Consider the following 23,913-nt stretch of genomic DNA (forward strand, 5'->3'; position numbering starts at 1 on the left):
GGCTGGGAGGGTGGCATCCAGATGGTTTGCCGCAGGGTCTCATGACCGCTGCGGTTTTTGTGTAGAGAGGTTGTGTTTTGGAATTCTTCAGCTGGTTCATCGATGCAGGCATGCATTTGATTGACTTCATCTTGCATGTCGACAAGTACCTGGAAGCTTTTGTAACGACCTACGGCATGTGGGTCTATGCGCTGCTGTTTCTGATCGTCTTTGTCGAGACCGGTGTCGTGGTGATGCCCTTCTTGCCCGGCGATTCGCTGCTGTTCATCGTCGGCGCCATGTGCGGCGCGGGGCTGATGAGTTTTCCGCTGGCCACCGGCTTGCTGTTTGCGGCGGCCTTCCTCGGCGACCAATGCAATTACCAGATCGGCCACCATTTGGGGCCCAAGGTGTTCAAGTGGGAGAACTCGCGCTGGTTCAACCGCAAGGCCTTTGACAAGGCCCATGCGTTCTACGAGCGCTATGGCGGCATCACCATCATCCTGGCGCGCTTCATGCCATTTGTGCGTACCTTTGCGCCCTTTGTCGCGGGCGTTGCCAACATGAACCGTGCCAAGTTCATTGCCTACAACCTGATTGGCGCGGCCATCTGGGTATTTGGCATCTGCGCGGCGGGCTACTTCTTTGGCAACCTGCCCTGGGTCAAGGCCAACCTGGAGAAGATCATCTGGGGCCTGATCCTGGTGCCTGGCCTGCTGGCCATCTTTGGCGCCTGGCGCGCCGGCAGGAACGAGAAGGCCGCTGGCGCCGTCTGAGCAGCGACTGCACGATGAGCAAGGGACCGCCGAGGCGGTCCCTTTTTTGTGGCTGCAAAGGTGGATCGAAGCTTATACCGTGCGGTTGCGCGCCAGCGGCGGGTTCTTCGCAAAGTAAGCCTGGATGCCGCGCATGATGGCATCGGCCAGCTGGTTTTGGTAGGCGGTGGTGCGCAGCTTGGCCTCTTCTTCGGGGTTGCTGATGAAGGCGGTCTCGACCAGCACGCTGGGGATGTCGGGCGCCTTCAACACGGCAAAACCGGCCTGCTCCACGCGGGGCTTGTGCAGGCGGGCGAACTGGCCCAACTGGCCCAGCACATGGGTGCCGAGCTTGAGGCTGTCATTGATCTGCGCGGTGGTGCTCATGTCCAGGAGCGCGCGCTGCACATGGGCATCGCTGCTGCCGACGCCGGCCACGTTCAGGCCACCCACCATGTCGGCCTGGTTCTCCTTGTTGGCCAGCCAGCGCGCGGCCGAGCTGGTCGCGCCGCGCTCGCTCAGCGCAAACACGCTGGCGCCGTTGGCCGATGGCTTGGTGAACGCATCGGCATGGATGCTGATGAACAGGTCGGCCTGCACACGGCGGGCTTTTTCGACCCGGGTGTTGAGCGGCACAAAGAAGTCGGCATCGCGTGTCATGAACGCGCGCATCGGGTTGCCGCCCACGCTGCTGTTGTTGATGCGCTCGCGCAGCATATGGCCGATCTTGAGCACAATGTCTTTTTCGCGGATACCGCTGGGGCCGGTGGCGCCAGGGTCTTCACCGCCATGGCCAGGGTCGAGCGCGACGATGATGAGGCGGTCGGTGCGCGATGCCGGGCGGCCGCGTGCGGGCGGTGGAGGAGGTGGCGGCGGCGGGGGCGGAGGAGGTGCTGCAGCCACGACGGTGGGCGGCGGCGCGACCGGTGCAACCGGGGGTGCCACCGGGCGGTTGCCACTCTTGGCAATCAGCTCGGCCAGCGGGTCAGCGGCTTGGGCGGCGGCTGCTGGCGATGGAGGGGTGGCGGCCACCACGGTGCCCAGTGCAGCGGGCGCGGGCGGGTCGCCGGCAATCGCAGCGGCTACCGACGGCGGCAGGCTGCCGCCGGCTGCAGGCGGGGGTACAGGGGCTGGCGCTGCGGCCACGGCGCTGTGGCTGTTTTCCATCATGCGCTCGGTGATCAGGCTCTCGAGCGGATCGCTGGGCTTGGCCGGGTACAGGTCCAGCACCAGGCGGTGCTGGTAGGGGGCGACCGGCTTCAACGTAAACACCTGGGGCTTGGCTTCCTGCTTAAGGTCGATCACCAGGCGCACGACATTGGGCGAGTTCTGGCCCACGCGGATGCCGGCGATATTGGGGTCGTCCGAGCGGACCTTGGCCACCAGCTCGCGCAGCGCGGGGTTGAGATCGATCCCTTCGATATCGACTGCCAGGCGCGGCGGCTCGGGCACAAAGCGCTGCTCGGTCTTGAGAGGGGTGTCGGACTCGATCGTGACGCGGGTGTAGTCCTTGGAGGGCCAGAGGCGAACTGCAACGATGCTGGCGCCAAAGGCCAGGTGGCTGCTGCCCAGCAGCAGCACCAAGCTGCCGCCGCGCAGCAGATCGCGGCGCGAGAGACCGTGGTGGCTGGCGGGCGCGCCGTCAGCGGTGGTGAAAGGGGCAGAGGCTGGGAGATATTGCGGGGTGTCGCTCACGCTGAAAACCCTTGGACGATGGCGGCACCTGCCGGGGTGAAGGCCTGCAGATGCACCTGGCGTTCTGATTCGTTGATTGCTTCAATACTGATAGCTACATCGGCAATGGGTGTTACCGCTGCAGCCTTCTGCGGCCATTCTGCCACTTTCAGGCCGGGGCTTGCAAAAATATCCCGGAAGCCGGCGTCTTCCCACTCGCGCGGATCGTCGAAACGGTAGAAGTCAAAGTGCCAAATGGGGAAGTCGCGCCCTTCATGGGGCTCGACCACCGCATAGGTGGGGCTTTTGATGCGGCCCTGCACGCCCAGCGCACGCAGCAGGTGGCGCACCAAGGTGGTTTTGCCCGCGCCCAGGTCGCCATGCAAAGTTAGGTAAACATTCGACAGCGCTGCCTGCGCGGCCAGGCGCGCGGCAAACACTTCCGTATCGCGCTCGTCTTTCCAGACCAGGTGGAGCGCGGGGTAGGAGGGGCTGGCAGTAGCGTTCAAAATGTCGTTCCCGGGCCGCGCGGGCCCTCAGGTTTTTTACAATGGCAGCACATGGACGCCGCTGATCCCACTTTCATTCAACAGATCAACGACTGGGCGCTGGAGCTGGGATTTTCCCAAATCGGCGTGGCAGGCGTGGATTTGTCGACGGCGGAAACTGGATTGATGCAGTGGCTGGAAAAAGGTTTCCATGGCGAGATGCATTACATGCAGGCCCATGGCCTCAAGCGCGCCCGGCCGGCCGAGCTGGTGCCCGGCACGCTCAGCGTGATTACAGCACGCATGGATTATCTGCCGCAAAACACCCCTGCCGACTGGCAGCGGCTGGAGTGGGAGCGCCATGCCAGGCCTGGCGAGGGGCTGGTGAGCGTCTACGCCCGGGGCCGTGACTACCACAAGGTGCTGCGCAACCGGCTGCAAAAGCTGGCCGAGCGCATCGATGCAGCGCTTGGCGAACACAACCTGGCGCACCGCGCGTTCACCGATTCGGCCCCCGTGCTAGAGGCCGAGCTGGCCAGCCGCAGCGGCCAGGGCTGGCGCGGCAAGCACACGCTGGTGCTGAGCCGCGATGCCGGCTCGATGTTTTTTCTCGGTGAGATCTTTGTCAATATCGCCTTGCCGGCGACTGCGCCGGTGACTGCGCATTGCGGCCAGTGCACGGCCTGCATCGATGTCTGCCCGACGGCGGCGATCGTGGCGCCGCAATCGGTCGATGCGCGGCGCTGTATCTCCTACCTGACGATTGAGCTTGATGGCGCCATTCCGGAAGAATTTCGCGCCCCCATGGGCAACCGCATCTACGGCTGCGATGACTGCCAGCTCGCCTGCCCCTGGAACAAGTTTGCCCAGCGTGCGGCGCTGCCCGATTTTGATGCGCGCGGCGCGCTGATGGACCAGCAGCTGCCCCATCTGTTTGCATGGGACGAGGCGACGTTTTTGCGCATCACCGAGGGCAGCCCCATACGCCGCATCGGCCATGCGCGCTGGCTGCGCAATATTGCCGTTGCGCTGGGCAATGCCTGGCGCCAGACGGGCGAGGCGCGCTATGCGCAGGCGCTGCACAGCCGCGCGGGCCACGACAGCGCCATGGTGCGCGAGCATGTGGCCTGGGGGCTGGGCCAGCGCACAGCGCCTGATGGCGCTGCGATCGGCGCTTAGAACAGGTTCTCAGGCGCTGAGAAAGCCCGAGGCCTTGAGCTGCGCGACCAGCAGTTCGGTAAAGCGCGCATAGCCCGCCGCATTGGCATGCACCTGGTCGGCGCGCATCGCGTCATTGGCGAGCACCTCGCTCCATGCCTTGGCGAGCAGGGGTACTTGCTCGTCCTTGGCCAGCGCCTCGTAGATCGGGTGGTCCTGGATGCGGCCGGTCAACGCGGCGCTCATGCTGAACTCGGGCACCGCCACCAGCAACACGGCAATGTGCTGGGCCTTGCATTGCTGCAGCATGCTGGCGATCTGCGCCTGGGCCGCTTGCGCGCTTTGGCGGCGCAGCCAGTCATTGCCGCCGGCGCAAACAATCACCAGGGCCGGTTGGTGGGTCTCCAACAGCTGCGGCAGGCGCTGCGCAATCTGGCTGCTGGTTTCGCCGGAGATGCCGGCGTTGATGACGTTCCAGCCGGTGCGCTCGGCCAGCAACTGGGGGTAGGACTGCGCGGCGCTGGCGCCGACGCCCTGGGTCAGCGAATCGCCCAATGCGAGCACCGTGGCGCCAGCGGGCAGCGCAGCGGCGAGTGGCGCCTTTTTGCTGCAGGCGGCCAGCCCGGCTGCAGCCAGGCCCAGAAAGGGGATGAGCGCCAGGCGCTGGAGGCTATGGCGGCGTGCGGAATCAATGGTTTTCTCCATAGCCGCCGAGCTTAACCGATGGCCTTGGCAGGCCGCGTTGTTAAACCGGCCACCAGCCCAGCAGGCTGAGTGCAAACGGCAGACTGGCCACGCCGCAGATGGTGGACAAGGTCACCAGCCCCGCGACATAGGCGCCGTTGTAGCCCATGCGGGCGGCCAGCACATAGCAGGTCGATGCGGTGGGCAGGGCAGAGAAGATCAGCAAAATGGCGGCCTGCTGGGCCGACAGCGCCAGCCAGTGGGCCATGCACAGCGCAATCAGCGGCGTGACAAAGTGGCGGATGGCCAGCACTGCGCCGCTGAGCAGCTTGCCGCGCGCCAGCAGCCCCAGCTGCATGCCGGCGCCCGCCGACATCAGTCCCAGCACAATGGAGGCCTGGCCGATGCGGGCGACGGTGGGCTCGACGATGGCGGGCAGGCGCAGCCCCAGCAGGTTGCAGATGAGGGCCGTGAGCGTGGCGACGATCAGCGGGTTGCGCAGCAGCTCGCGCATAAAGCCATTTTGCGAGCCCTTGGCCATCGGGTAGACGGCGGCAATATTGAACATGGGCACGCAGACGCCGATCAGCACCGAGATCAGTTGCAGGCCTTGGGGGCCGGCCAGCCGGTCGGCCAGCGCCAGGCCGATAAAGGAGTTGAAGCGAAACGCGATCTGCGCGCTGGCAGCGGCGTCGCGGCTGTCCACCCTTTTGCCCAGCCAGGGCCAGCGCGGCAGGGTGTAGGTCAGGGCCACCGCGACGAGGCCCGTGGCCACGCCGGCCAGCATCAGGTTGGAGGTGCCGTGCCAGTCGATCGGGCTTCTGATGATCGAATAGAACAGCAAGGTGGGAAAGAGGAAGTAGTACACCAGGCTTTCCACCGGCTGCCAGATGGCCCGGTTCAGCGCCGTGTAGCGGCAGACCAGGTAGCCGATCAGGATCAGCGAGAAATCAGGGAAAAGCAGTTGGGCGTAGTTCACCGGCGCAAGCATAGCGGAAGGGCGTTCGCTGCGGCCCAATCGCTGTCGCGGCGGTAAGAACCTGTTCAAAGTCTCTACGCAGCCGCGTTGGAGTGCAATCGGGATGAGTTCGAAGGGGTGGAACGCAGCTTGCACCGGGGTGCAAGCAAGAGCCAGCGCGCAGAAATCGCCCGATTTCACTCCAACCCGAAGGGACAGTGGCTTTGCGAGCGGTCTGCGTCGTTGCAAATCCTCGCAATAGCATGGCTATTGCTGCGGTATTGTGCCTCGCATCCCATCTCGCAAAGACACTGTCGCGGCGCGAGGAGACTTTGAACAGGTTCTAAGGACGCTGCCGGGTGCAAGCCCTGCCAAAGCAGTTGCCAATTGCGCTATCTGCCGCCCCGATGCGGGAAAACACGGGCCATCTGCGGCGCGCTTTGGGGCAGAACAGGCGGGCAACACCGCTAGCATGGTGGTTATATCCAAGCTGGCCTCAGCCGGCAATCCCAGATCCCGAGGAGACCTCCACCATGATGAACCGCCGACTGTGCCTGGCCATGGCACTGGCGCTGGGCAGCAGCGCTGCCCTGGCCGCTGATCCCTATCCCAACAAGCCCATCCGCCTGATCGTGCCGTTTGCCGCAGGCGGCACCACCGACATCGTGGCGCGCGTGATCTCGGAGCCGCTGTCCAAGGCCCTCGGCCAGCCGGTGGTGGTGGACAACAAGAGCGGTGGCGGCGGCACCGTGGGCGCGGCCGAAGCCGCGCGTGCCCAGCCCGATGGCTACACCCTGAGCATCGCGACGGTGTCGACCACGGCCACCAACCCGGCCGTCAACCCCAAGATGCCCTACAACGTGCAGCGCGATTTCACACCCATCATCAATGTGGCGGCGACGCCCAATGTGATTGCGGTGCACCCGAGCTTTCCGGCCACCAACTACCAGGAGTTCATTGCCGAGCTCAAGAAGAACCCCGGCAAGTACTCGTATGCAACGCCCGGCACCGGCAGCATTGCCCATTTGCTGATGGAAATGCTCAAGTCCGAAACCGGCGTGAACGTGGTGCACATTCCCTACCGGGGCGGCGGCCCAGCGCTGAACGACACGGTCGCCGGCCAGGTCAACATGATTTTTGACAACCTGCCCTCGGCCTACCCCTTTATCCGCGACAAGCGCCTGCGCGCCATCGTGGTCGCCGCGCCCAAGCGCGTGGCCGGGCTGGAGTCCATCCCCACGTTCACCGAAGTGGGCGTTCCCGTGGTCAACCGCAGTGCCTATTACGGCATCGTCGGCCCCAAGAACCTGCCCAAGGAGATAGTTGACAAAATCAACGCGGCCACCAAAAAGGCGCTGGAAGACCCGAACGTGCAAAAGCGCATCGCAGAGACCGGCTCGGACATTCTGGGCACGACGCCTGAGGTGTTTGCCCAGCAGATGAAGGACGAATACGCGGCCTACAAGGCGGTGGTGGACAAGCAGGGCATCCAGCTGGACTGATCCCCGTCCCTCGTCTGTTCTGCCTCAAAGCGCGTGCGCTTTTCTAGGGAAATCCTAGGGAAATCACGCGCTTTTTGTGCGGTTGCAGCACGGTTGCGGACGTATTAATCCGGTATAAACGCGCTGTGCTGAAAAAGCATTACGTGGCCGTGCGCCATGCGGGTCATCCACCGGCACGCGAACGACGGCCACACCATTTCAAATGAGGAGATTCATCATGCAACGTCGCTCTCTCGTGGGCCTGACCTTGATCGCTGCTGCCGCAGCCACCTTGAGCACTGGCGCTCTGGCCGATACAAAATACCCTAACAAGCCCATTCGCCTGATCGTTCCTTTTGCAGCTGGCGGCACCACCGATATCATTGCGCGCGTGATCGCTGACCCCCTGGGCAAGGAGCTGGGCCAGCCCGTGGTGGTGGACAACAAGGGTGGTGCGGGCGGCACCATCGGTGCGGTGGAGACGGTGCGCGCAGCGGCCGACGGTTACACCCTGGGCATTGCGACCGTCTCTACGGTGGCCACCAACCCGGCGATCAACCCCAAGATCTCCTACGACCCGATCAAGGACTTCACGCCCATCATCAATGTGGCGGCTACGCCCAACATCATTGCGGTGAACCCGAAGTTCCCAGCCAAGGACTACAAGGAGTTCGAGGCCGAGCTCAAGAAGAACCCCAACAAGTACGCCTACTCGTCGTCCGGCACCGGCGGCATCCAGCACATGCTGATGGAGCTGTACAAGAGCCTGACCGGCATCCAGATGACCCACATCGCCTACCGCGGTGCGGGCCCGGCACTCAACGACACAGTGGCCGGCCAGGTCAACATGATCCTGGACAACCTGCCCTCAACCCTGCCTTTTGTGAAGGACAACCGTCTGGTGCCTATCGTCGTGGCCGCGCCCGAGCGCCTGGCGGTGCTGCCCAATGTGCCGACCTTCAAGGAAGTGGGCCTGGAGCCGGTGAACCGTATGGCTTTCTACGGCATCCTCGCGCCCAAGGGCGTGTCCAAGGATGTGGTGGACCGCATCAATGCCGCCACCAAGAAGGTGCTGGCCGACCCTGCGGTGAAGAAGCGCATCGAAGACACCGGCTCGCTGGTGGTGGGCAACACGCCCGAGCAGTTCGCCGAGCAGATCAAGGCCGAGTTCGACGTCTACAAGGACGTGGTCAAGAAGCAGGACCTGAAGCTGGACTGATCCCGACTCATAAAGTCCCAAGCCGCCCGCGCAAGCCGGCGGCTTTTTTCATGCCATGATGCCGGGCATGGCAAGCGCTCCACGATCTGCAAAACCCCCGATAGCCCCTTCAGCTCCTGCCGCCGACCCGGCCCGCACTGCAGCGGCGCACCCGGTGATTGACCGCTTTATCGATGCGGTGTGGCTCGAAGACGGCCTGGCGCGCAACACCTTGGCGGCCTACCGGCGCGACCTGGCGCTCTACGGCCAGTGGCTGGCCGAGGAGCACCGCGGCCAGGCGCTCGAGCGCAGCGATGAGGCCCAGCTGCAGGCCTTTTTTGCCACGCGCATGGGCGACAAGGCCAGCACGGCCAACAGGCGCCTCACAGTGCTGCGGCGCTTTTTCCACTGGGCGCTGCGCGAGTCGCTGATCAGCGCCGATCCCACGTTGCGCATGCTGGCAGCGCGCCAGCCGCTGCGCGTGCCCAAGACGATGACCTCGGCCATGGTGGAGGCCCTGCTCGAAGCGCCCGACGCCGACAACCCGCTGGGCCTGCGCGACCGCGCGATGCTGGAGCTGATGTATGCCAGCGGCCTGCGCGTGTCGGAGCTGGTGGAGCTGCAAAGCGTGCAGCTCAGCCTGGCCGACGGCATCGTGCGCGTGGTGGGCAAAGGCAGCAAGGAGCGGCTGGTGCCCTTTGGCCAGGTGGCCCAGCAGTGGCTGGAGCAGTACCTGGCCGAGAGCCGGCCCGCCATTCTGGCCGGGCGGCAAAGCGCGGACCTGTTTGTCACCCAGCGCGGCAGCGGCATGACGCGGGTTGCGTTCTGGATGATCGTGAAGAAATATGCGCAGCGCGCTGGCATCACTGCGCCGCTCTCGCCCCACACGCTGCGTCACGCCTTTGCCACGCACCTGCTCAACCATGGCGCCGATCTGCGCGTCGTGCAACTGCTGCTGGGCCATGCCGACATCTCCACCACCACCATCTACACCCATGTGGCGCGCGAGCGCCTCAAGGTGCTGCACAGCCAGCACCATCCGCGTGGGTGATCGATCTGCGATCTTGGGCTTGCGGCAGTTGACGGAACCGCTGACGCTATTCCACGGAGGTCCACAAAGCAGGTTTAGGCTCCCAATCGGGCGATGGCTCCCGATCAAGCAGCGCACACACCAAGGCACCCAAGGCAATATCCAGGCAGTCGCTCGCCGCATGGGCGCCACCATCTTGCTGGTGGGCCTGCAGCGCAAAGTGGCGAAAGGCTGTCCAATCCGCCGCCAAGTGGGCCACCAGCAAGCGTGCCAAATCGTAGGACAGCTCGGTCGAGTCACCAGTTTGCGAGAACGATTGGCCATTCCAGAAGGACTGGATGCGCTCGGCATTCCAGAACGATTGGTGGCGTGCATGCATTTTGGGAAGGTCTGGGCGCATGCCTGCCGCCGGACTCAGGCGCTGCTCGGTATTGACGGCCAAGCCTTCGTTCAGCCAGGTAGGCAGCGGCAAGTGGTGGACGTAGGCATGGGTGAGTTCATGCACGATGACAGGCTCCAGCGCTTGGAGGCTGTCGGCCATGGTCACAAAATGCCCGCACCCCGCCTGGATGTACATACCGCTGCTTTCCGCATACTCACCCTCGTCCGGGTAATAGTGCGCGACATAGCGGTAATAGCTCTCCTTGTCCTGGAACACGATGACCAGATCATGGCCCCAGAGCGGTATCTCGGCCACGCCCTCCAGCACCTGCAGGATCCGCTGGGCGCTTTTATCGATGTAGCTCAGCATGGCCTTGGCGACCACCGGATCGAGGTTGGACAGCAGGAGCGCCGTGCCATATTCGCGCACCCGAAAGTCTGGCCCCAGCGCTATGGACAGATGGTCAAACCAAGCGCGCTCTGCCATGCTCCAGGCCTGGGCTTGGTCCTCAGTGTCTGGCAGATGCGAAACCCATTCGGACACCGCAGACCAGTCGAACAGGGGCAGCCCGTTGGCATCCTGCATGACGGAGGCCAAGACGAGTGGCTCGCCCTGAGACATGGCAATCTGGGCCGCAGCGACAGGCAGCCGGGCTGCCGTATCCGCAGCGGAGTTGGGTACAAGAAGAGAGGTCAGCCAACGAAACATGGAGAGCAGCATGTCATGGGAACTCTGCCAACTATAGGTTGCGCGGCTTGGCTTGAAGCTATTGGCGGGCTACAACGTTGTGAATGCGCCTGGCCATGCATCAAATCCCCAGCGGATTCTTGCGGCCCTTCTCGACCGGGTTGGCCAGCAGCTTTTGCGCGGGGTAGGCGCGCAGAAATTCCTTGGCCTTGTAGGCCGATGAACGCAGCCAGGCGTCATAGGCGCCTTCGTTGAGGATGGCGGGCATGGTCTTGTCGTTGCCGGGCTGCTGGTAGCGGTTCATCAGCGCATGGGCATTGGCGTTGACGGTAATGATCGCGTAGCTGAGCAGCTCGGTGCCGTTGTCGTCGGTCCAGCGGGACCAGATGCCGGCGACACCCATCGGCAGGCCGTCAACGCGGGCAATGCGCGTGGGCTTGGCCTTGCCGGTGCGGTAGTCGTCGGTGACAAAGGCCATCATCGGCACGATGCAGCGCTGGTTGTTCAGCCAGGCATCGCGAAAGGCGGTGCTGGTGGAGGCGTTGTCGGATTTGACATTCACCAGCTTGGTGGCGCGCAGCTGGCCATCGGAGGCCGATTTGACCCAGTGCGGCACCAGGCCCCATTGCGCGGGCACCAGCAGGCGGGGTGTGACCAGCGGCGCAGCAGCGGGCGCGGGCTCGGCATCGGCGGGGGCGCCGCTCGCTGCCGCTTCTGCAGCAGCCTGCTCGGCCAGGGCCGCCTTGCGCGCGGCGTTCTCGGCATCGGTGGCGCCTGTCAGGCTGGTGGTGATAAAGAAGCCGGGCCGGCGCGGCGTCATCTTGCGCTCGCCCATCTCTGCAGGGGGCTCTACCTGGAAGGCGCTGAGGTACAGCTCGGGGGCTTTGAGGGCTTCGTATTGGGTGCTCATGGGCGCAATGGTACGTGAAGGCTGCAGCAGCATTCGCTGGCGCCGGTTTCTGGCAGAAGATAAAAAGCCCACCCTGGGGCAGGGTGGGCTCGGTGGCAAGCCTTGCAGCCGCAGTGCGTATTTTAAATCAGAGCGACTGGCCCAGCTTGCGCAGGAAGCGCTCGCAGGCCTCGAGCTGGCTGATCTCGACAAACTCGTTGGGCTTGTGCGCCTGCTCGATATTGCCGGGGCCGCAGACGACGGTGGGGATGCCCAGGTTCTGGAACAGGCCTGCCTCGGTGCCATAGGCCACCTTGCGCGTGGCCTGGTCGGCGGTCAGCGCACGCACCAGCGCGGTGATGGCCGCTTGCTCGCTCGCTTCCAGCGCGGGGGCGGCGGGGCCGGTTTCGATGTCGATGCGGGCATCGGCAAACTCGCGGCGCATGCGCGGCAGCAGCTCGCCGGTCACATAGCTTTGCACCTTGGCCTGGATGCTCTCGGCCGTCATGCCCGGCAGGTTGCGGAACTCGTAGTTGAACTCGCACAGCTCGGGGATGGTGTTTACGGCGATGCCGCCCGAGATCTGGTTGGTGGTCATGGTCGTGAACGGCACGTCATAGAACTCGTCATAGGGGCCGTTGGCCTTGAACTGGTCGGCCACATCGCGGATATGGCAGATCAGGCGTGCGGCGTACTCGATGGCATTGCAGCCCTTGGGGGTCAGCGACGAATGCGCTGCCTTGCCATGCACCTTGCAGCGGTACAGGTTGATGCCCTTGTGCGCGACCACCACCTGCATGCTGGTGGGCTCGCCCACCACGCAGCCATCGGCCTGCTGACCGCGTGCCTTCAAGGCGCGCAGCATCACCGGGGCGCCTGCACAGCCCACTTCCTCGTCATACGACAGCGCCAGGTGGATGGGCTTTTTGCGCGGCATGGCGAGGAACTCGGGCACCAGCGCGACCGATGCGGCGATAAAGCCCTTCATGTCGGCGCTGCCACGGCCGTAGAGCCGGCCTTCCTTTTCGGTCAGGCTGAAGGGATCGCTGTCCCAGTTCTGGCCGTCGACCGGCACCACATCGGTGTGGCCCGACAGCACGATGCCGCCCTGGGTGCTGCCGTCATCGGCAGGCAGGGTGGCAAACAGGTTGGCCTTGTCGCCTTCGGGTGAGTGGATCAGCTCGGCCTTCAGACCCTGGAGGGCCAGTGCGTCACGCACGGTTTCGATCAGGGCGAGGTTGGAGTTGCGGCTGGTGGTGTCGAATGCGACCAGCTTTTCCAGCCAGGAGCGGGTGTTCATAGCGCTTCACTTGGTGTTACATGCAAGTGACTGAGTGTAGGGTGCTTGGGCCCTGGCGGCAGGGCGCGCTGCCTAAGCTGGGGTTGGGTGTTGGGGTTTTAGATGAGATGGCCCAGCGGCTGGGACAGAACGGAAAACGGGAGCACATGGCTCCCGTTGTTGTGCGGCCGGATCGGCCGGGGCTATCAGCCCAGCACTTCCAGCAGGCGATCGAGCCCGCCGGTGTTGATCGCCACCTTGGCTTCGGCGCGCACGCGCGGCTTGGCGTGGAAGGCGACCGACAGGCCCACGGCCCGCATCATCGGCAGGTCGTTGCTGCCATCGCCCACGGCAATCACCTGCTCGGGCGTGATGCCCATCAGCGACGCCAGGCCCAGCACGGTGCTGCGCTTTTCTTCACCGTCGCAGATATCGCCCCAGCTCTGGTCGATGAGGCCGCCGGTCAGCTGGCCGTCCTTGACCTCGAACTGGTTGGCGCGCACAAAGTCGATGCCCAGCAGGCTTTTGACATGGTCGGCAAAAAAGGTGAAGCCGCCCGAGACCAGCAGCACCTTGAGGCCGGCCGCATGCGCCGCATCTACCAGGGTCTTGGCGCCGGGGGTCAGGGTCAGGCGCTCTTGCAGCACGCGCTCGATCGCGGCCATGGGCACACCCTGGAGCAGGGCCATGCGCTGGCGCAGGCTGTCCTTGTAGTCGGTGATCTCGCCGCGCATCGCCGCTTCGGTGATCGCGGCCACCTCGGCCTTCTTGCCGGTGATGTCGGCGATCTCGTCGATGCACTCGATGGTGATCAGGGTCGAGTCCATGTCGAACGCGATCAGCTTGTAGTCGGACAGCTTTTGCGGCGTGGCCAGGTTCTGGATCGTCAGGCCAGGGGCGAATTCGGTAGAGGCACTCATGGGAGCTTTTGAGGGGTGAGGGTAGGGGAATGATAAACGGGCTGCGGGATGGGCAAAGGCCGCTCAGGCCGTGGCCACAGCGGTCGGAGCGGCCGAAACGGGCTTGCCCAGGCTGCGCACCACATCGCGCACCATCTGCACGCGGTCCTTGACCTCGGGCAGCGCGCGCTCGATGCGCAGCTTGTCGTTGCCCGCCAGCTTGATGGCCTTGTTCTTCTGGATCAGGCCGATGATGGTCATCGGCTCGATCGGCGGGTTGGGGTGGAAGGTAATGTTGATCACACCGGGCGCGGCATCGACCTTTTGCACGCCAAAGGGCTCGCAGAGCACGCGCAGGCGGTGTACATCCACCAAGGTCTGGGCCTGCGATGGCAGCTTGCCAAAGCGGTCCACGATCTCTTCGAGCAGGTGGTCGATCTGCTCGCTGGTCTTGGCAGTCGCCAGCTTTTTGTAGAACGACAGGCGCAGGTGTACATCGCCGCAGTAGTCGTTGGGCAGCAGCGCCGGGGCATGCAGGTTGATGTCGGTGGCAGCAGACAGGGGGCTGAGCAGGTCGGGCTCCTTGCCTTCCTTCAAGCTGCGCACGGCCTCGGACAGCATCTCGTTGTAGAGCTGGTAGCCGATCTCCATCATGTTGCCGCTCTGGTTGTCGCCCAGCACCTCGCCCGCGCCCCGGATCTCCAGGTCATGCATGGCCAGGTAAAAACCGCTGCCCAGCTCTTCCATCTGCTGGATGGCTTCGAGGCGCTGCGCAGCCTGCTTGGTCAGGCCGTCCAAGTCCGGCACCATCAGATAGGCATAGGCCTGGTGGTAGCTGCGGCCCACCCGGCCGCGCAGCTGGTGCAGCTGCGCCAGGCCAAACTTGTCGGCGCGGCTGATGATGATGGTGTTGGCGCTGGGCACGTCGATGCCGGTCTCGATGATGGTCGAGCACAGCAGGATGTTGTAGCGCTGGGCCACAAAGTCGCGCATCACGCGCTCGAGCTCACGCTCGGGCATCTGGCCGTGGGCCACGGCGATGCGGGCCTCGGGCAGGATCTCTTCGAGCTTCTGGCGGCGGTTCTCGATGGTCTCGACCTCGTTGTGCAGAAAGTAGCACTGGCCGCCGCGCTTCAACTCACGCAGCACGGCTTCGCGAATCACACCGGTGCCTTCGCTGCGCACAAAGGTCTTGATCGCCAGGCGGCGCTGCGGCGCGGTGGCGATCACTGACAGATCGCGCAGGCCATCGAGCGCCATGCCCATGGTGCGCGGAATCGGGGTGGCCGTCAGCGTGAGCACATCGACCTCGGCCCGCATGGCCTTCATCGCCTCTTTGTGGCGCACGCCAAAGCGGTGCTCTTCATCGATGATCAGCAGGCCCAGGTTCTTGAACTGGGTTTTTTCGGACAGCAGCTTGTGCGTGCCGACAACGATGTCGACGGTGCCGTCATCGAGCCCCTTGATCGTGGTGTTCACTTCCTTGCCCGAGCGAAAGCGCGACACCAGCGCCACCTTGATCGGCCACTTGGAGAAGCGGTCGGCCAGGGTCTGGTAGTGCTGCTCTGCCAGCAAGGTGGTGGGCGCGAGCAGGGCCACCTGCTTGCCCCCGGTGACGGCCACAAAGGCCGCGCGCAAGGCGACCTCGGTCTTGCCAAAGCCCACATCGCCGCAAACCAGACGGTCCATCGGCTGGGGCGAGATCATGTCCTGGATCACCGCATGGATGGCGGCGCGCTGGTCGGCGGTTTCCTCAAAGCCGAAGTCGTTGGCGAACTGCTCGTAGTCCTGCGGGCTGTAGCGGAAGGCATGGCCTTCGCGGGCGGCGCGGCGGGCATAGATGTTGAGCAGCTCGGCGGCGGTGTCGCGCACCTGCTCGGCGGCCTTGCGGCGGGCCTTTTCCCACTGGCCGCTGCCCAGCTTGTGCAAGGGGGCCTCTTCGGCCGACACGCCGGTGTAGCGGCTGATCTGCGCGAGCTGGCTGACTGGCACATAGAGCACGGCCTTGTCGGCATATTCCAGGTGCAGGAACTCCTGCAGCGCCGGTGTGCCATCGGGGTTCTTCTGGCCCACATCCATGTTGATGAGGCCATGGTAGCGGCCGATGCCGTGCTGGGCATGGACGACCGGGTCGCCCACCTTGAGCTCGGACAGGTCCTTGATCAGCGCCTCGACATCGCTGGCCTGCTCCTGGCGGCGCTTGCGGCGGGCGCCGCCGGTGGCAGCAAACAGCTCGGTCTCGGTGACAAAGTCAATGCCTTGCTCGGCCCAGCGAAAGCCCTTGGCGAGCGCCGCTGTGGCAATGCCGACGGGCTCATCCGTGGTCTGCTGGAACTCGGCCAGCGAATCAAAGGCTGGCGGGTTGAGGCCGCTGGCGCGGAAGAAGTCGAGCAGGCTCTCGCGCCGGCCATCGCTCTCGGCCAGCAGCAAGGTGCGGGCCTGGCGCTGGGCAATGTGCTGCTGCAGCTTGGCGAGCGGGTCCTCGGCGCCGCGCACCACAGCCAGGTCGCCCAGCTTTTGGAAGATGGCGCTGTGCTCCACGTCTTCCAACTGCGGACGCAGCGACAGCTGGGCCATCTGCTTGGCGGTGGCGTAGAACTGGTCGGGGCTCAGGAACAGGCTGTCGGGCGGTAGCACCGGGCGCTCGGGGTCACCCTGCACCAGGCGGTAGCGGTCGCGTGTGTCCTGCCAAAAGCGCTGGAAGGCCGGCTCGATATCGCCATGCAGCACCAAGGTGGCCTGGCTGCCCAGGTAATCAAACACGGTCGCGGTCTCCTCAAAGAACAGCGGCAGGTAGTACTCGATACCGGCCGTGGCCACGCCGTTGCCCATGTCCTTGTAGATGCGGCTCTTGGTCGGGTCGCCTTCGAGCATCTCGCGCCACTTGTTGCGAAAGCGCGTGCGGGCCTCGTCATCCATCGGGAACTCGCGCCCGGGCAGCAAGCGCACATCCTTGACCGGGTAGAGGCTGCGCTGGGTGTCGGGGTCAAAGGTGCGGATGGAGTCGATCTCGTCATCGAACAGGTCGACCCGGTAGGGCACGAGCGAGCCCATCGGGTACAGATCGATCAGGCCGCCGCGCACCGAGTACTCGCCGTGGCTCACCACCTGGGAGACATGGTTGTAGCCGGCCAGCGTCAGCTGGGCCTTGAGGCGCGCCTCATCGAGCTTTTGCCCAGCCTGGAACGCAAAGGTGTAGCCCGCCAAAAAGGAGGGCGGTGCCAGGCGGTACAGCGCCGTGGTGGCCGGGATCAGCACCACATCGGCTTCGGCCTGGCTGATGCGCCACAGCGCAGCGAGCCGCTCGCTGATCAGGTCCTGGTGCGGCGAGAAAGTGTCGTAGGGCAGGGTTTCCCAGTCCGGGAACAGGGCTATGCGCAGCTCGGGGGCAAAAAACGCCAGCTCGTCCTGCAAGCGGTGGGCATCGCCTGCGTCAGCGGTGATGATGGCCGTGACGCGCTGCGCTGCGGCCTCGTGGGTGGCCAAGGTCGCGAGCAGCAAGGCATCGGCGCTCCCCGGGGGCATGGGCAGTTGAAAACGTTTTCCGGCGTTGAGTTTGGGGAGTTCCATAGGGGTCCGAACCAGTCCATACACGGACGACAGCCCGGGGCGGCATGCCGCGCCTGGGCCTGTGCAGCCAAGGCCACCCCCTACAAGGGCGCCCCTGGGCGCTCAATAAACAGCAAAAGCACGGGTCTGGCTGACAGCACCGTGCAACCGCTCCATTCTAAAATACCCCCATGAACCAGACCACCCGCAACGAATTGATCCCTGCTGTACCCAGGGCTGCACCCGAGGTGGCTGCGCCGGTGACGGTGCCAGCAGCCGTCTTGCCGGCTGACCCGGGCGCCCAGACCCAGGCGCTGGGCGAGATGCGCCAGGAGGTGGTGGCCAAATTCTGGGCCTTTTTGCCATGTGCCGGCGTGGGCGCCCGTGCGGTGGATGCCGCGCGCCCCGCCCATCTGCCCAAGCAGTACCAACAGGTGGCGGGCTGGCCGCTGGTGCTGCATACCTTGGCCGCCTTCATGGCGGCCAAGCCGCTCTCGGGTGTGCTGGTCGGTGTCAGCGCGGGCGATGATTTTTTGCAGCGCTACCAGCGCCCGGGCTTTGCCATCAGCGCCTGCGGCGGCCCCACCCGGGCCGATACCGTGGCTGGCGGTCTGCGCAGCCTGCTGGGTGATTCGGGCCTGGGGGCCCAGCCCCATGACTGGGTGCTGGTGCATGATGCGGCGCGCTGCCTGATCAAGCCCGGCCAGATCGAGCAGCTGATGCAGGAATGTGCGGCCGATACGGTGGGGGGCCTGTTGGCACTGCCATTGCCCGATACACTCAAGGCCGCTGCCACCGATGCCCATGGCCAAAGCCGCGTCAGCAGCACCTTGCCCCGGGTGGACAAGTGGCTGGCGCAGACGCCGCAGATGTTCCGCATCGGTACGCTGCTCGAAGCGCTGGAGCGCTGTAACGATGTGACCGACGAAGCCAGTGCCATCGAGGCGCTGGGCTTGCAGCCCCGGCTGGTGCCGGGCAGCAGCTTTAACTTCAAGGTCACCTTCCCCGATGACTTTGCGCTGGCCGAGGCCTTGCTGCTGCAGCGCATGGCCAGCGGCGACAGCCAGGTGGCGGCACTTTTTGATTGAATCCCCGGCGACGCGCTGCACAGCCTCGGCTCCTTAGGCGGGCCTGTGGTGGCTCGCGTTGGGGTACGGATGTAAACGGACGAGATAAGGGATACACATGCTGCAAATGCGCATTGGTGAGGGTTGGGATATTCATGCGCTGGTGCCCGGCCGGGACCTGATTTTGGGCGGCATCCAGGTGCCGCACACCACCGGCCTGCTGGGCCATTCGGATGCCGATGTGCTGCTGCATGCGATCACCGATGCCTTGGTGGGCGCCGCTGGCATGGGCGATATCGGATCGCACTTTCCCGATACCGATGCCGCTTTCCGGGGTGCCGATTCGGCCGTGTTGCTGGCCGAGGCCATGCGCCGTGTGGCGGCCCAAGGCTGGCAGGTCAACAACGTGGATAGCACCGTCATTGCCCAGGCGCCCAAGCTGGCGCCGCATATTCCTGCGATGCGGGCCACTATTGCCAAGACCTTGGGCATTGATGAAACCCAGGTCAATGTGAAGGCCAAAACGGCCGAGAAGATGGGCCCGGTAGGCCAGGGTGCGGCGATGGAAGCCCGTGCGGTGGTGCTGCTGGTGCGGGCTGGCGAGCAGGCCTAAGTCAAGCGCTGGCAAGAAAGGATGACGGCCCGCGAGAGGCGGTCATCCTTTCTTGCCGTGAGGCACCAGCTCAGGTCTCTTCGTACTGCGCCAACACCTGCGCCCCAGTGAGCTTGGGGGTGTCATTGGCCAGGTCGTAATAGGCAGGCTTTTCGTCAATGAAGATCTGCGAGGCCAGCCGCATTCCGTCCTCGTCCTGGAACAGGCCAGCCGACAGAAAATGCTCGTTGGTGGCCAGCAGGCGGTAGAACAAATGCGTGCCGCAATGGCTGCAAAAGGCGCGCTCGGCCCAGGGGGAGGAGGCATAGCGGGTGACGGGGCCCGTCAACTCCACCTCGGTGCCGCCATGCAAGGTGAAGGCGGGGCCCTCGCCCCAGCGCCTGCACATGCTGCAATGGCATACATGGACATCTTGGACAGTCGGGGCAGTCACATGGACCGCACCGCAAAGGCACTGGGCTTGCATGTCAACTCCTAGGCGGGCAACGGGGTGCCTGCATTCTATGCACAGACGTGGCTTTGTGCCAGCGGCGCGTGCCGCTGGCAGGCGAGGGGGCTTATTGCAGATCGGCCAGGTTGGTAGGGGCTCCCGGCAGGTGCCGCTTGATCTGTGGGCGCAGCAGGCGGCGCTTGGGCTCCTTGCCGATGGCCTGGTCGGGCGCGCGGCGCAGGTAGATGCTGGTGACCAGGCCCGTGCTGCCATCCGAGGCATTGACCATGCTCAAGCGCCCGCCCATGCGCTGCACGGTTTTCTCGACGATCGATAGACCCAGGCCCGCACCAGCGGCTGCCGTGCGGGCTGTGTCACCCCGGTAAAACGGCTTGGTCAGGCTGCTCAGCTGGTCCTTGGAGACGCCCGGGCCATGGTCGCGCATGCGGATGGTGACGGTGCTTTCGCTGAACTTGACGGTGATGTCCACGCGGGTGTGCGAGGCGCCTGGCGTCTTGCCATAGCGGCGGGCGTTTTCCAGCACGTTGGACAGCACGCGCGAGAGCTCGATCTCATCGGCATTGACCATCAGCTCTTCGGGCACCTTCATGTGCACCTGCAGCTCCTGGTGGTCCTGCACGGCGTAGACGCAGGAGGACACGACGCCGTAAACATTGACCGGCGCGAGCTTGGCGGCATGGTCGGGGCGGGCGTAATCGAGGAACTTGTCGATGGTGGCATCGAGCTGCACGATGTCGGCCACCATGTGCTCGCGCGCGACCTGGTCGAACACGCTCATCTCGGTCTCCAGCCGCAGGCGGGCCAGCGGCGTGCGCAAGTCGTGCGAGATGCCGGCCAGCATGACCGCGCGGTCTTGCTCGAGCTTGGACAGGCGCTCGCTCATGCGGTTGAAGCCGATGTTCACTTCACGGATTTCGCTGGTGACGGCATCTTCGTCGAGTTGCGCGGCAAAGTCGCCTTCGCGCAGCCGGTTGGTGGCGCTGGACAGCTGCTTGAGTGGCCGGTTGATAAGGCCTGCGATCACCGCTGCACCAGCGAGCGACAGCGCTGCGGCCGTCAGCACCCACACCAGCCAGGTCTTGCCGCCAGCCGGGTTGAAGCGCGAGGGCTCGATCAGGAACCAGTTCTGGTCACCATCGATAGTGAAGCCCACCCACAGGCCTTCTTCGCCATTGACGCTGCTGGCCACGATGGTGCTGGGGCCCAGGCGTTTGGTCACTTCCTGCGTCAGGCGCGCGCCCAGCGGGGTGGAGTTGTCGATGGACTCGTACACATCCTTGGGCTCACGCGGCACAATGCGCACGCCTTCCTGGTCGGCCATGGTCTTGACGAGGGAGACGCGGGCGATGGCATCGGAGTGCATCAGCGCCGCACGGCTGAGGTTTACCAGCGAGGCGATCTGCTGGGCCGTCTGGATGGCGCGGGGTTCGGTCTCGAGCGAGCGCAGGGTCTGCACCCAGGCCAGGATGCTGCCGGTCAGCAAGATGGCGAGCAAAAAGAAAGTGCGCCAAAAAAGATTGAGGCCGACGCGGGTGCGCTTGTTGCTGTGCGCGGCCGCTGCGGCGCTGCCATCCAGAGGGGCCAGACCGGATTGGTCGGCGTCGTTAACAGGGGTGGGAGCCATGGCCGTGTGCGTGTAGAAAAGTCGGGTCAATAAAGGCCGGAAGTGCCTGTACATTCTCGCTGTAAAGCGGGCGGGACACCATGCTGTGCCCGGCAGTGGGGGTATAAAAAAACCGCCCCGCAGCCAAGCTGGGGCGGTTTTTGGGGCGCCAGGCTCAACAATCAGTTGGCGCCATCGGGTACGAACACATAGCCCACGCCCCAGACGGTCTGGATATAGCGAGGAGCTGCCGGGTCGACCTCGACGAGCTTGCGCAGGCGTGAAACCTGCACGTCCAGACTGCGGTCGAAGGGCTCGAACTCGCGGCCGCGCGCGAGCAGGGCCAGCTTTTCACGCGACAGCGGCTGGCGTGGGTGGCGCACCAGGGTCTTGAGCATCGCGAATTCGCCAGTGGTCAGGGGAAGCTCTTCGCCGTCCTTGGTCAGCACGCGGGTGCTCATGTCAAAGGTGAAGGGGCCGAAGTTGACCACCTCGTTCTCGCCCGATGGCGCGCCCGGCGCTTCTTGCGGTGGGCGGCGGCGCAGCACGGCGTGGATACGGGCCAGCAGTTCGCGCGGGTTAAAGGGCTTGCCGATGTAGTCATCGGCGCCGACTTCCAGACCCACGATGCGGTCCACGTCCTCACCCTTCGCGGTCAGCATGATGATGGGGGTGCGGTCGTTGCTGGCGCGCAGGCGGCGGCAGATGGACAGTCCGTCTTCACCGGGCATCATCAAATCGAGCACGATCAGATCCACGGTCTCACGCAGCAAGATGCGCTGCAGGCCCTTGCCATCCTCGGCAATCATGACTTCAAAGCCTTCATGCGACAGATAGCGGCGCAGCAGATCGCGAATTCGTGCGTCATCATCAACGACCAAGATTTTGTCGACGCGATTGGTTGCTGTAACCATGGGTGGAATCCTCCGGTTGATATGTAACTTTTACATTTTGACCGGTTTTTGCGAAAAATGCGCAACTGGCATCGCTTTTTTGACCCATGGTTACAAAGTTTGCGTTACATATGCAGTTTGGGAGGACGGTTCTTACGCCAAAAATCGACTTTTTCCTGCATTTTTTGCTGAGATTGCCTCTTTTATGGAAGGAGGAATGCTGTTTTTCAAAAATGTTTCATATCTATGCGTTTAATGCATTGGTGGCTTAGGGCCTGAAAAAAGGCGCTTTCGCGCCTTGTTGTGGCTGGGCTGGGCCGCCCAGACTGGAGATTATTGCGCTACCCAGCCGCCATCCATGTTCCAGGCCACGCCGCGCACATTGTTGGCGGCCGGTGAGCAGAAGAACACGGCCAGCTCGCCCAGCTCTTCGGGCGTGGTGAACTGCATCGAGGGCTCCTTCTCGCCCAGCAGCAGCTTTTTGGCCTCTTCATTGCTGACACCCATTTGGGCAGCTTTGGCATCGACCTGCTTTTGGACCAGGGGCGTGAGCACCCAGCCCGGGCAGATGGCGTTGCAGGTGATGCCGCTGGCGGCGTTCTCCAGCGCGGTCACCTTGGTGAGGCCCACAATGCCGTGCTTGGCGGCGACATAGGCGGATTTGCCGGCCGAGCCGACCAGGCCATGGACCGAGGCGATATTGATGATGCGGCCCCAGCCCGACTTTTGCATGGGCGGCAATGCCAGCCGGCTGGTGTGGAAGGCGCTGGTGAGGTTGATGGCGATGATGGCATCCCAGCGCTCGACCGGAAAGTCCTGTACGTTGGATACATGCTGGATGCCGGCGTTGTTGATCAGGATGTCCACCCGGCCAAAGGTCTGCGTCGCATAGGCAAACATGGCCTCGATGTCGGCAGCCTTGCTCATGTCGGCGCCGTGGTAGCCCACCCGAGCGCCGGAGCCGCTGCTGGTGATCACGTCCTGCACTTCCTTGATGGGCCCTTCTGCGTCGCCAAAGCCATTCAAGATGATGTTGGCGCCCTGGCGCGCCAGCGCCTTGGCAATCCCCAATCCGATACCGCTCGTCGATCCGGTGACGAGCGCTGTTTTTGCTTTCAACATCCAATATCTCCAGTTACTCGGTTAGTATTCATGCAAACGCATGCATCCATCCTAAGGCAAACCCCAGCCACGGTTCGCCCGGTAGCGCTGCGTTCTTCTATATAAGAGGGGCCATGTACCAAGATCCACGCTTGCAGTATGTCACCTGTGCGGTGGCGGGGAATACGGACACGGGTCGCCAGGGTGCCACGCACCGGATGGCCTATTGGGAGTGGAACGATACGGGCGATCTGCATCACCCGCATGTGATCGTCTGCGCCCATGGCCTGACCCGGCAAGGGCGTGATTTTGATGTGCTGGCGCGGCAGCTGTCGCTGCAGGCGCGGGTGATCTGCCCGGATGTGGTGGGCCGCGGCTACAGCGATTGGCTGGAAGACCCGGCCGGCTACCAGGTCCCCTTGTATGTGGCCGATATGCTGGCCTTGCTCCAGCAGGTGCACGGCGCAGCGCCCATTGGCAAGCTCGATTGGGTGGGCACCAGCATGGGTGGCCTCATCGGCATTGGCCTGGCCGGTGAGCCCAGCATCCGGCCCCTGATGCCCGCACCCATCCGCCGCCTGGTGCTCAATGATGTGGGGCCGACCATCGAGGCCTCTGCGCTGGCACGCATTGGCAGCTATGTGGGCCAGCACATGCTGTATGGCTCCGAGCAAGAGGCGGTTGCGTCCATGGGCCAGCTCTCCAAGGGTTTTGGCCCGCACAGCGATGAGGAATGGCTGGCGCTGTCGCGCCCGATGCTGCGGCCCGAAGCTGGCGGCAGTGTGCGCCTGCATTACGACCCGGCCATTGCGCAGCCCATGCAGGCGATGACCCCAGAGATGGCTGCCGCCGGAGAGCAACTGCTGTGGCACCTCTACGACCAGATCGAGGCTGTGACCTTGGTGCTGCGGGGTGCAGATTCAGACTTGCTTTCTGCGAAAACGGCCCAATCTATGGCGGAACGCGGCCCCAAGGCGCGGGTGGTGGAGTTCCCCGGTGTCGGCCATGCGCCCACCTTGGTATCTTTTGATCAAACGGCTGCCGTGCTGGCTTTTTTATGCGGTGCGTAGCGCACGCCCCGGAGGGGGTGTGATG

At 64.3% G+C, this 23,913-nt stretch carries 21 protein-coding genes; 8 read left to right on the top strand and 13 right to left on the bottom strand.

The window, feature by feature from the left end:
• The first annotated feature begins 110 nt into the window (after nt 1-110).
• A complete protein-coding gene (locus tag F0Q04_RS09730) occupies nt 111-755 on the top strand; it encodes a VTT domain-containing protein (RefSeq protein ID WP_116925236.1) in 645 nt (214 codons plus the stop codon).
• A gap of 72 nt (nt 756-827) precedes the next feature.
• Here F0Q04_RS09730 and F0Q04_RS09735 read toward each other — a convergent pair whose 3' ends face one another.
• Nucleotides 828-2,336, bottom strand: a complete 1,509-nt coding sequence (locus F0Q04_RS09735) for an N-acetylmuramoyl-L-alanine amidase (protein WP_232539658.1) — start codon at nt 2,334-2,336, stop codon at nt 828-830.
• A gap of 89 nt (nt 2,337-2,425) precedes the next feature.
• Nucleotides 2,426-2,917, bottom strand: a complete 492-nt coding sequence (gene tsaE / locus F0Q04_RS09740; RefSeq protein ID WP_420093979.1) for a tRNA (adenosine(37)-N6)-threonylcarbamoyltransferase complex ATPase subunit type 1 TsaE — start codon at nt 2,915-2,917, stop codon at nt 2,426-2,428.
• 84 nt (nt 2,918-3,001) lie between these two features.
• Between tsaE and queG the strand changes: the two genes are divergently transcribed.
• Nucleotides 3,002-4,075 carry a tRNA epoxyqueuosine(34) reductase QueG gene (gene queG / locus F0Q04_RS09745; RefSeq protein WP_232539659.1) on the top strand — a complete coding sequence of 358 codons (1,074 nt, stop codon included), beginning with the start codon at nt 3,002-3,004 and terminating at the stop codon, nt 4,073-4,075.
• Between the two features lie 9 nt (nt 4,076-4,084).
• On the opposite strand, the gene F0Q04_RS09750 is transcribed toward queG, so the two are convergent.
• Nucleotides 4,085-4,759, bottom strand: a complete 675-nt coding sequence (locus tag F0Q04_RS09750; protein ID WP_182345290.1) for a GDSL-type esterase/lipase family protein — start codon at nt 4,757-4,759, stop codon at nt 4,085-4,087.
• A 40-nt stretch (nt 4,760-4,799) separates the two neighbouring features.
• Entirely contained in the window at nt 4,800-5,729 is a 930-nt protein-coding gene (locus tag F0Q04_RS09755; protein WP_182345291.1) for an AEC family transporter, read from the bottom strand.
• Nucleotides 5,730-6,232: 503 nt separating this feature from the next.
• Between F0Q04_RS09755 and F0Q04_RS09760 the strand changes: the two genes are divergently transcribed.
• The 3 genes from F0Q04_RS09760 to xerD all read left to right on the top strand — a co-directional run bounded on the left by F0Q04_RS09760 (nt 6,233) and on the right by xerD (nt 9,426).
• Nucleotides 6,233-7,198 carry a tripartite tricarboxylate transporter substrate binding protein BugE gene (locus F0Q04_RS09760; protein WP_182345603.1) on the top strand — a complete coding sequence of 322 codons (966 nt, stop codon included), beginning with the start codon at nt 6,233-6,235 and terminating at the stop codon, nt 7,196-7,198.
• A gap of 217 nt (nt 7,199-7,415) precedes the next feature.
• Nucleotides 7,416-8,396, top strand: coding sequence for a tripartite tricarboxylate transporter substrate binding protein BugE (locus F0Q04_RS09765; protein WP_027011016.1), 981 nt, complete (start codon nt 7,416-7,418; stop codon nt 8,394-8,396).
• 67 nt (nt 8,397-8,463) lie between these two features.
• Nucleotides 8,464-9,426, top strand: a complete 963-nt coding sequence (xerD, locus tag F0Q04_RS09770; protein ID WP_182345292.1) for a site-specific tyrosine recombinase XerD — start codon at nt 8,464-8,466, stop codon at nt 9,424-9,426.
• 46 nt (nt 9,427-9,472) lie between these two features.
• On the opposite strand, the gene F0Q04_RS09775 is transcribed toward xerD, so the two are convergent.
• The 5 genes from F0Q04_RS09775 to mfd form a co-directional block, all read right to left on the bottom strand.
• The gene (locus F0Q04_RS09775; RefSeq protein ID WP_182345293.1) at nt 9,473-10,495 is read right to left on the bottom strand and encodes a hypothetical protein; all 1,023 of its coding nucleotides are present in this window, start codon (nt 10,493-10,495) and stop codon (nt 9,473-9,475) included.
• 100 nt (nt 10,496-10,595) lie between these two features.
• Nucleotides 10,596-11,384 (bottom strand): SOS response-associated peptidase, encoded by a 789-nt coding sequence (locus F0Q04_RS09780; protein WP_116925240.1) that lies wholly within the window; start codon nt 11,382-11,384, stop codon nt 10,596-10,598.
• Between the two features lie 127 nt (nt 11,385-11,511).
• Nucleotides 11,512-12,663 (bottom strand): acetylornithine deacetylase, encoded by a 1,152-nt coding sequence (gene argE, locus F0Q04_RS09785; RefSeq protein WP_116924986.1) that lies wholly within the window; start codon nt 12,661-12,663, stop codon nt 11,512-11,514.
• 185 nt (nt 12,664-12,848) lie between these two features.
• The gene (serB, locus tag F0Q04_RS09790; protein WP_182345294.1) at nt 12,849-13,562 is read right to left on the bottom strand and encodes a phosphoserine phosphatase SerB; all 714 of its coding nucleotides are present in this window, start codon (nt 13,560-13,562) and stop codon (nt 12,849-12,851) included.
• A 63-nt stretch (nt 13,563-13,625) separates the two neighbouring features.
• Nucleotides 13,626-17,111 carry a transcription-repair coupling factor gene (gene mfd, locus F0Q04_RS09795; RefSeq protein ID WP_182345295.1) on the bottom strand — a complete coding sequence of 1,162 codons (3,486 nt, stop codon included), beginning with the start codon at nt 17,109-17,111 and terminating at the stop codon, nt 13,626-13,628.
• A gap of 302 nt (nt 17,112-17,413) precedes the next feature.
• Here mfd and F0Q04_RS09800 point away from each other — a divergent pair, with 302 nt between their 5' ends.
• On the top strand, nt 17,414-18,178 hold the full coding sequence (locus F0Q04_RS09800) for an IspD/TarI family cytidylyltransferase (RefSeq protein ID WP_116925241.1): 765 nt from the start codon (nt 17,414-17,416) through the stop codon (nt 18,176-18,178).
• A gap of 106 nt (nt 18,179-18,284) precedes the next feature.
• Nucleotides 18,285-18,770, top strand: a complete 486-nt coding sequence (gene ispF, locus F0Q04_RS09805; protein ID WP_116925242.1) for a 2-C-methyl-D-erythritol 2,4-cyclodiphosphate synthase — start codon at nt 18,285-18,287, stop codon at nt 18,768-18,770.
• Between the two features lie 70 nt (nt 18,771-18,840).
• Here ispF and F0Q04_RS09810 read toward each other — a convergent pair whose 3' ends face one another.
• The 4 genes from F0Q04_RS09810 to F0Q04_RS09825 form a co-directional block, all read right to left on the bottom strand.
• Complete coding sequence (locus F0Q04_RS09810) at nt 18,841-19,236, bottom strand: GFA family protein (RefSeq protein WP_116924989.1); 396 nt, start codon at nt 19,234-19,236, stop codon at nt 18,841-18,843.
• 91 nt (nt 19,237-19,327) lie between these two features.
• Nucleotides 19,328-20,845 carry a sensor histidine kinase gene (locus tag F0Q04_RS09815; protein ID WP_116924990.1) on the bottom strand — a complete coding sequence of 506 codons (1,518 nt, stop codon included), beginning with the start codon at nt 20,843-20,845 and terminating at the stop codon, nt 19,328-19,330.
• A 161-nt stretch (nt 20,846-21,006) separates the two neighbouring features.
• Nucleotides 21,007-21,738 carry a two-component system response regulator OmpR gene (ompR, locus tag F0Q04_RS09820; RefSeq protein WP_021027409.1) on the bottom strand — a complete coding sequence of 244 codons (732 nt, stop codon included), beginning with the start codon at nt 21,736-21,738 and terminating at the stop codon, nt 21,007-21,009.
• Between the two features lie 312 nt (nt 21,739-22,050).
• Nucleotides 22,051-22,839, bottom strand: a complete 789-nt coding sequence (locus F0Q04_RS09825) for a 3-hydroxybutyrate dehydrogenase (protein ID WP_116924991.1) — start codon at nt 22,837-22,839, stop codon at nt 22,051-22,053.
• A gap of 113 nt (nt 22,840-22,952) precedes the next feature.
• Here F0Q04_RS09825 and F0Q04_RS09830 point away from each other — a divergent pair, with 113 nt between their 5' ends.
• Nucleotides 22,953-23,888 (top strand): alpha/beta fold hydrolase, encoded by a 936-nt coding sequence (locus F0Q04_RS09830; protein WP_232539569.1) that lies wholly within the window; start codon nt 22,953-22,955, stop codon nt 23,886-23,888.
• Nucleotides 23,889-23,913: the final 25 nt, after the last annotated feature.

Origin of the sequence: Comamonas koreensis (genome assembly GCF_014076495.1) — a bacterium.
Taxonomy (GTDB): Bacteria; Pseudomonadota; Gammaproteobacteria; order Burkholderiales; family Burkholderiaceae_C; genus Comamonas; species Comamonas squillarum.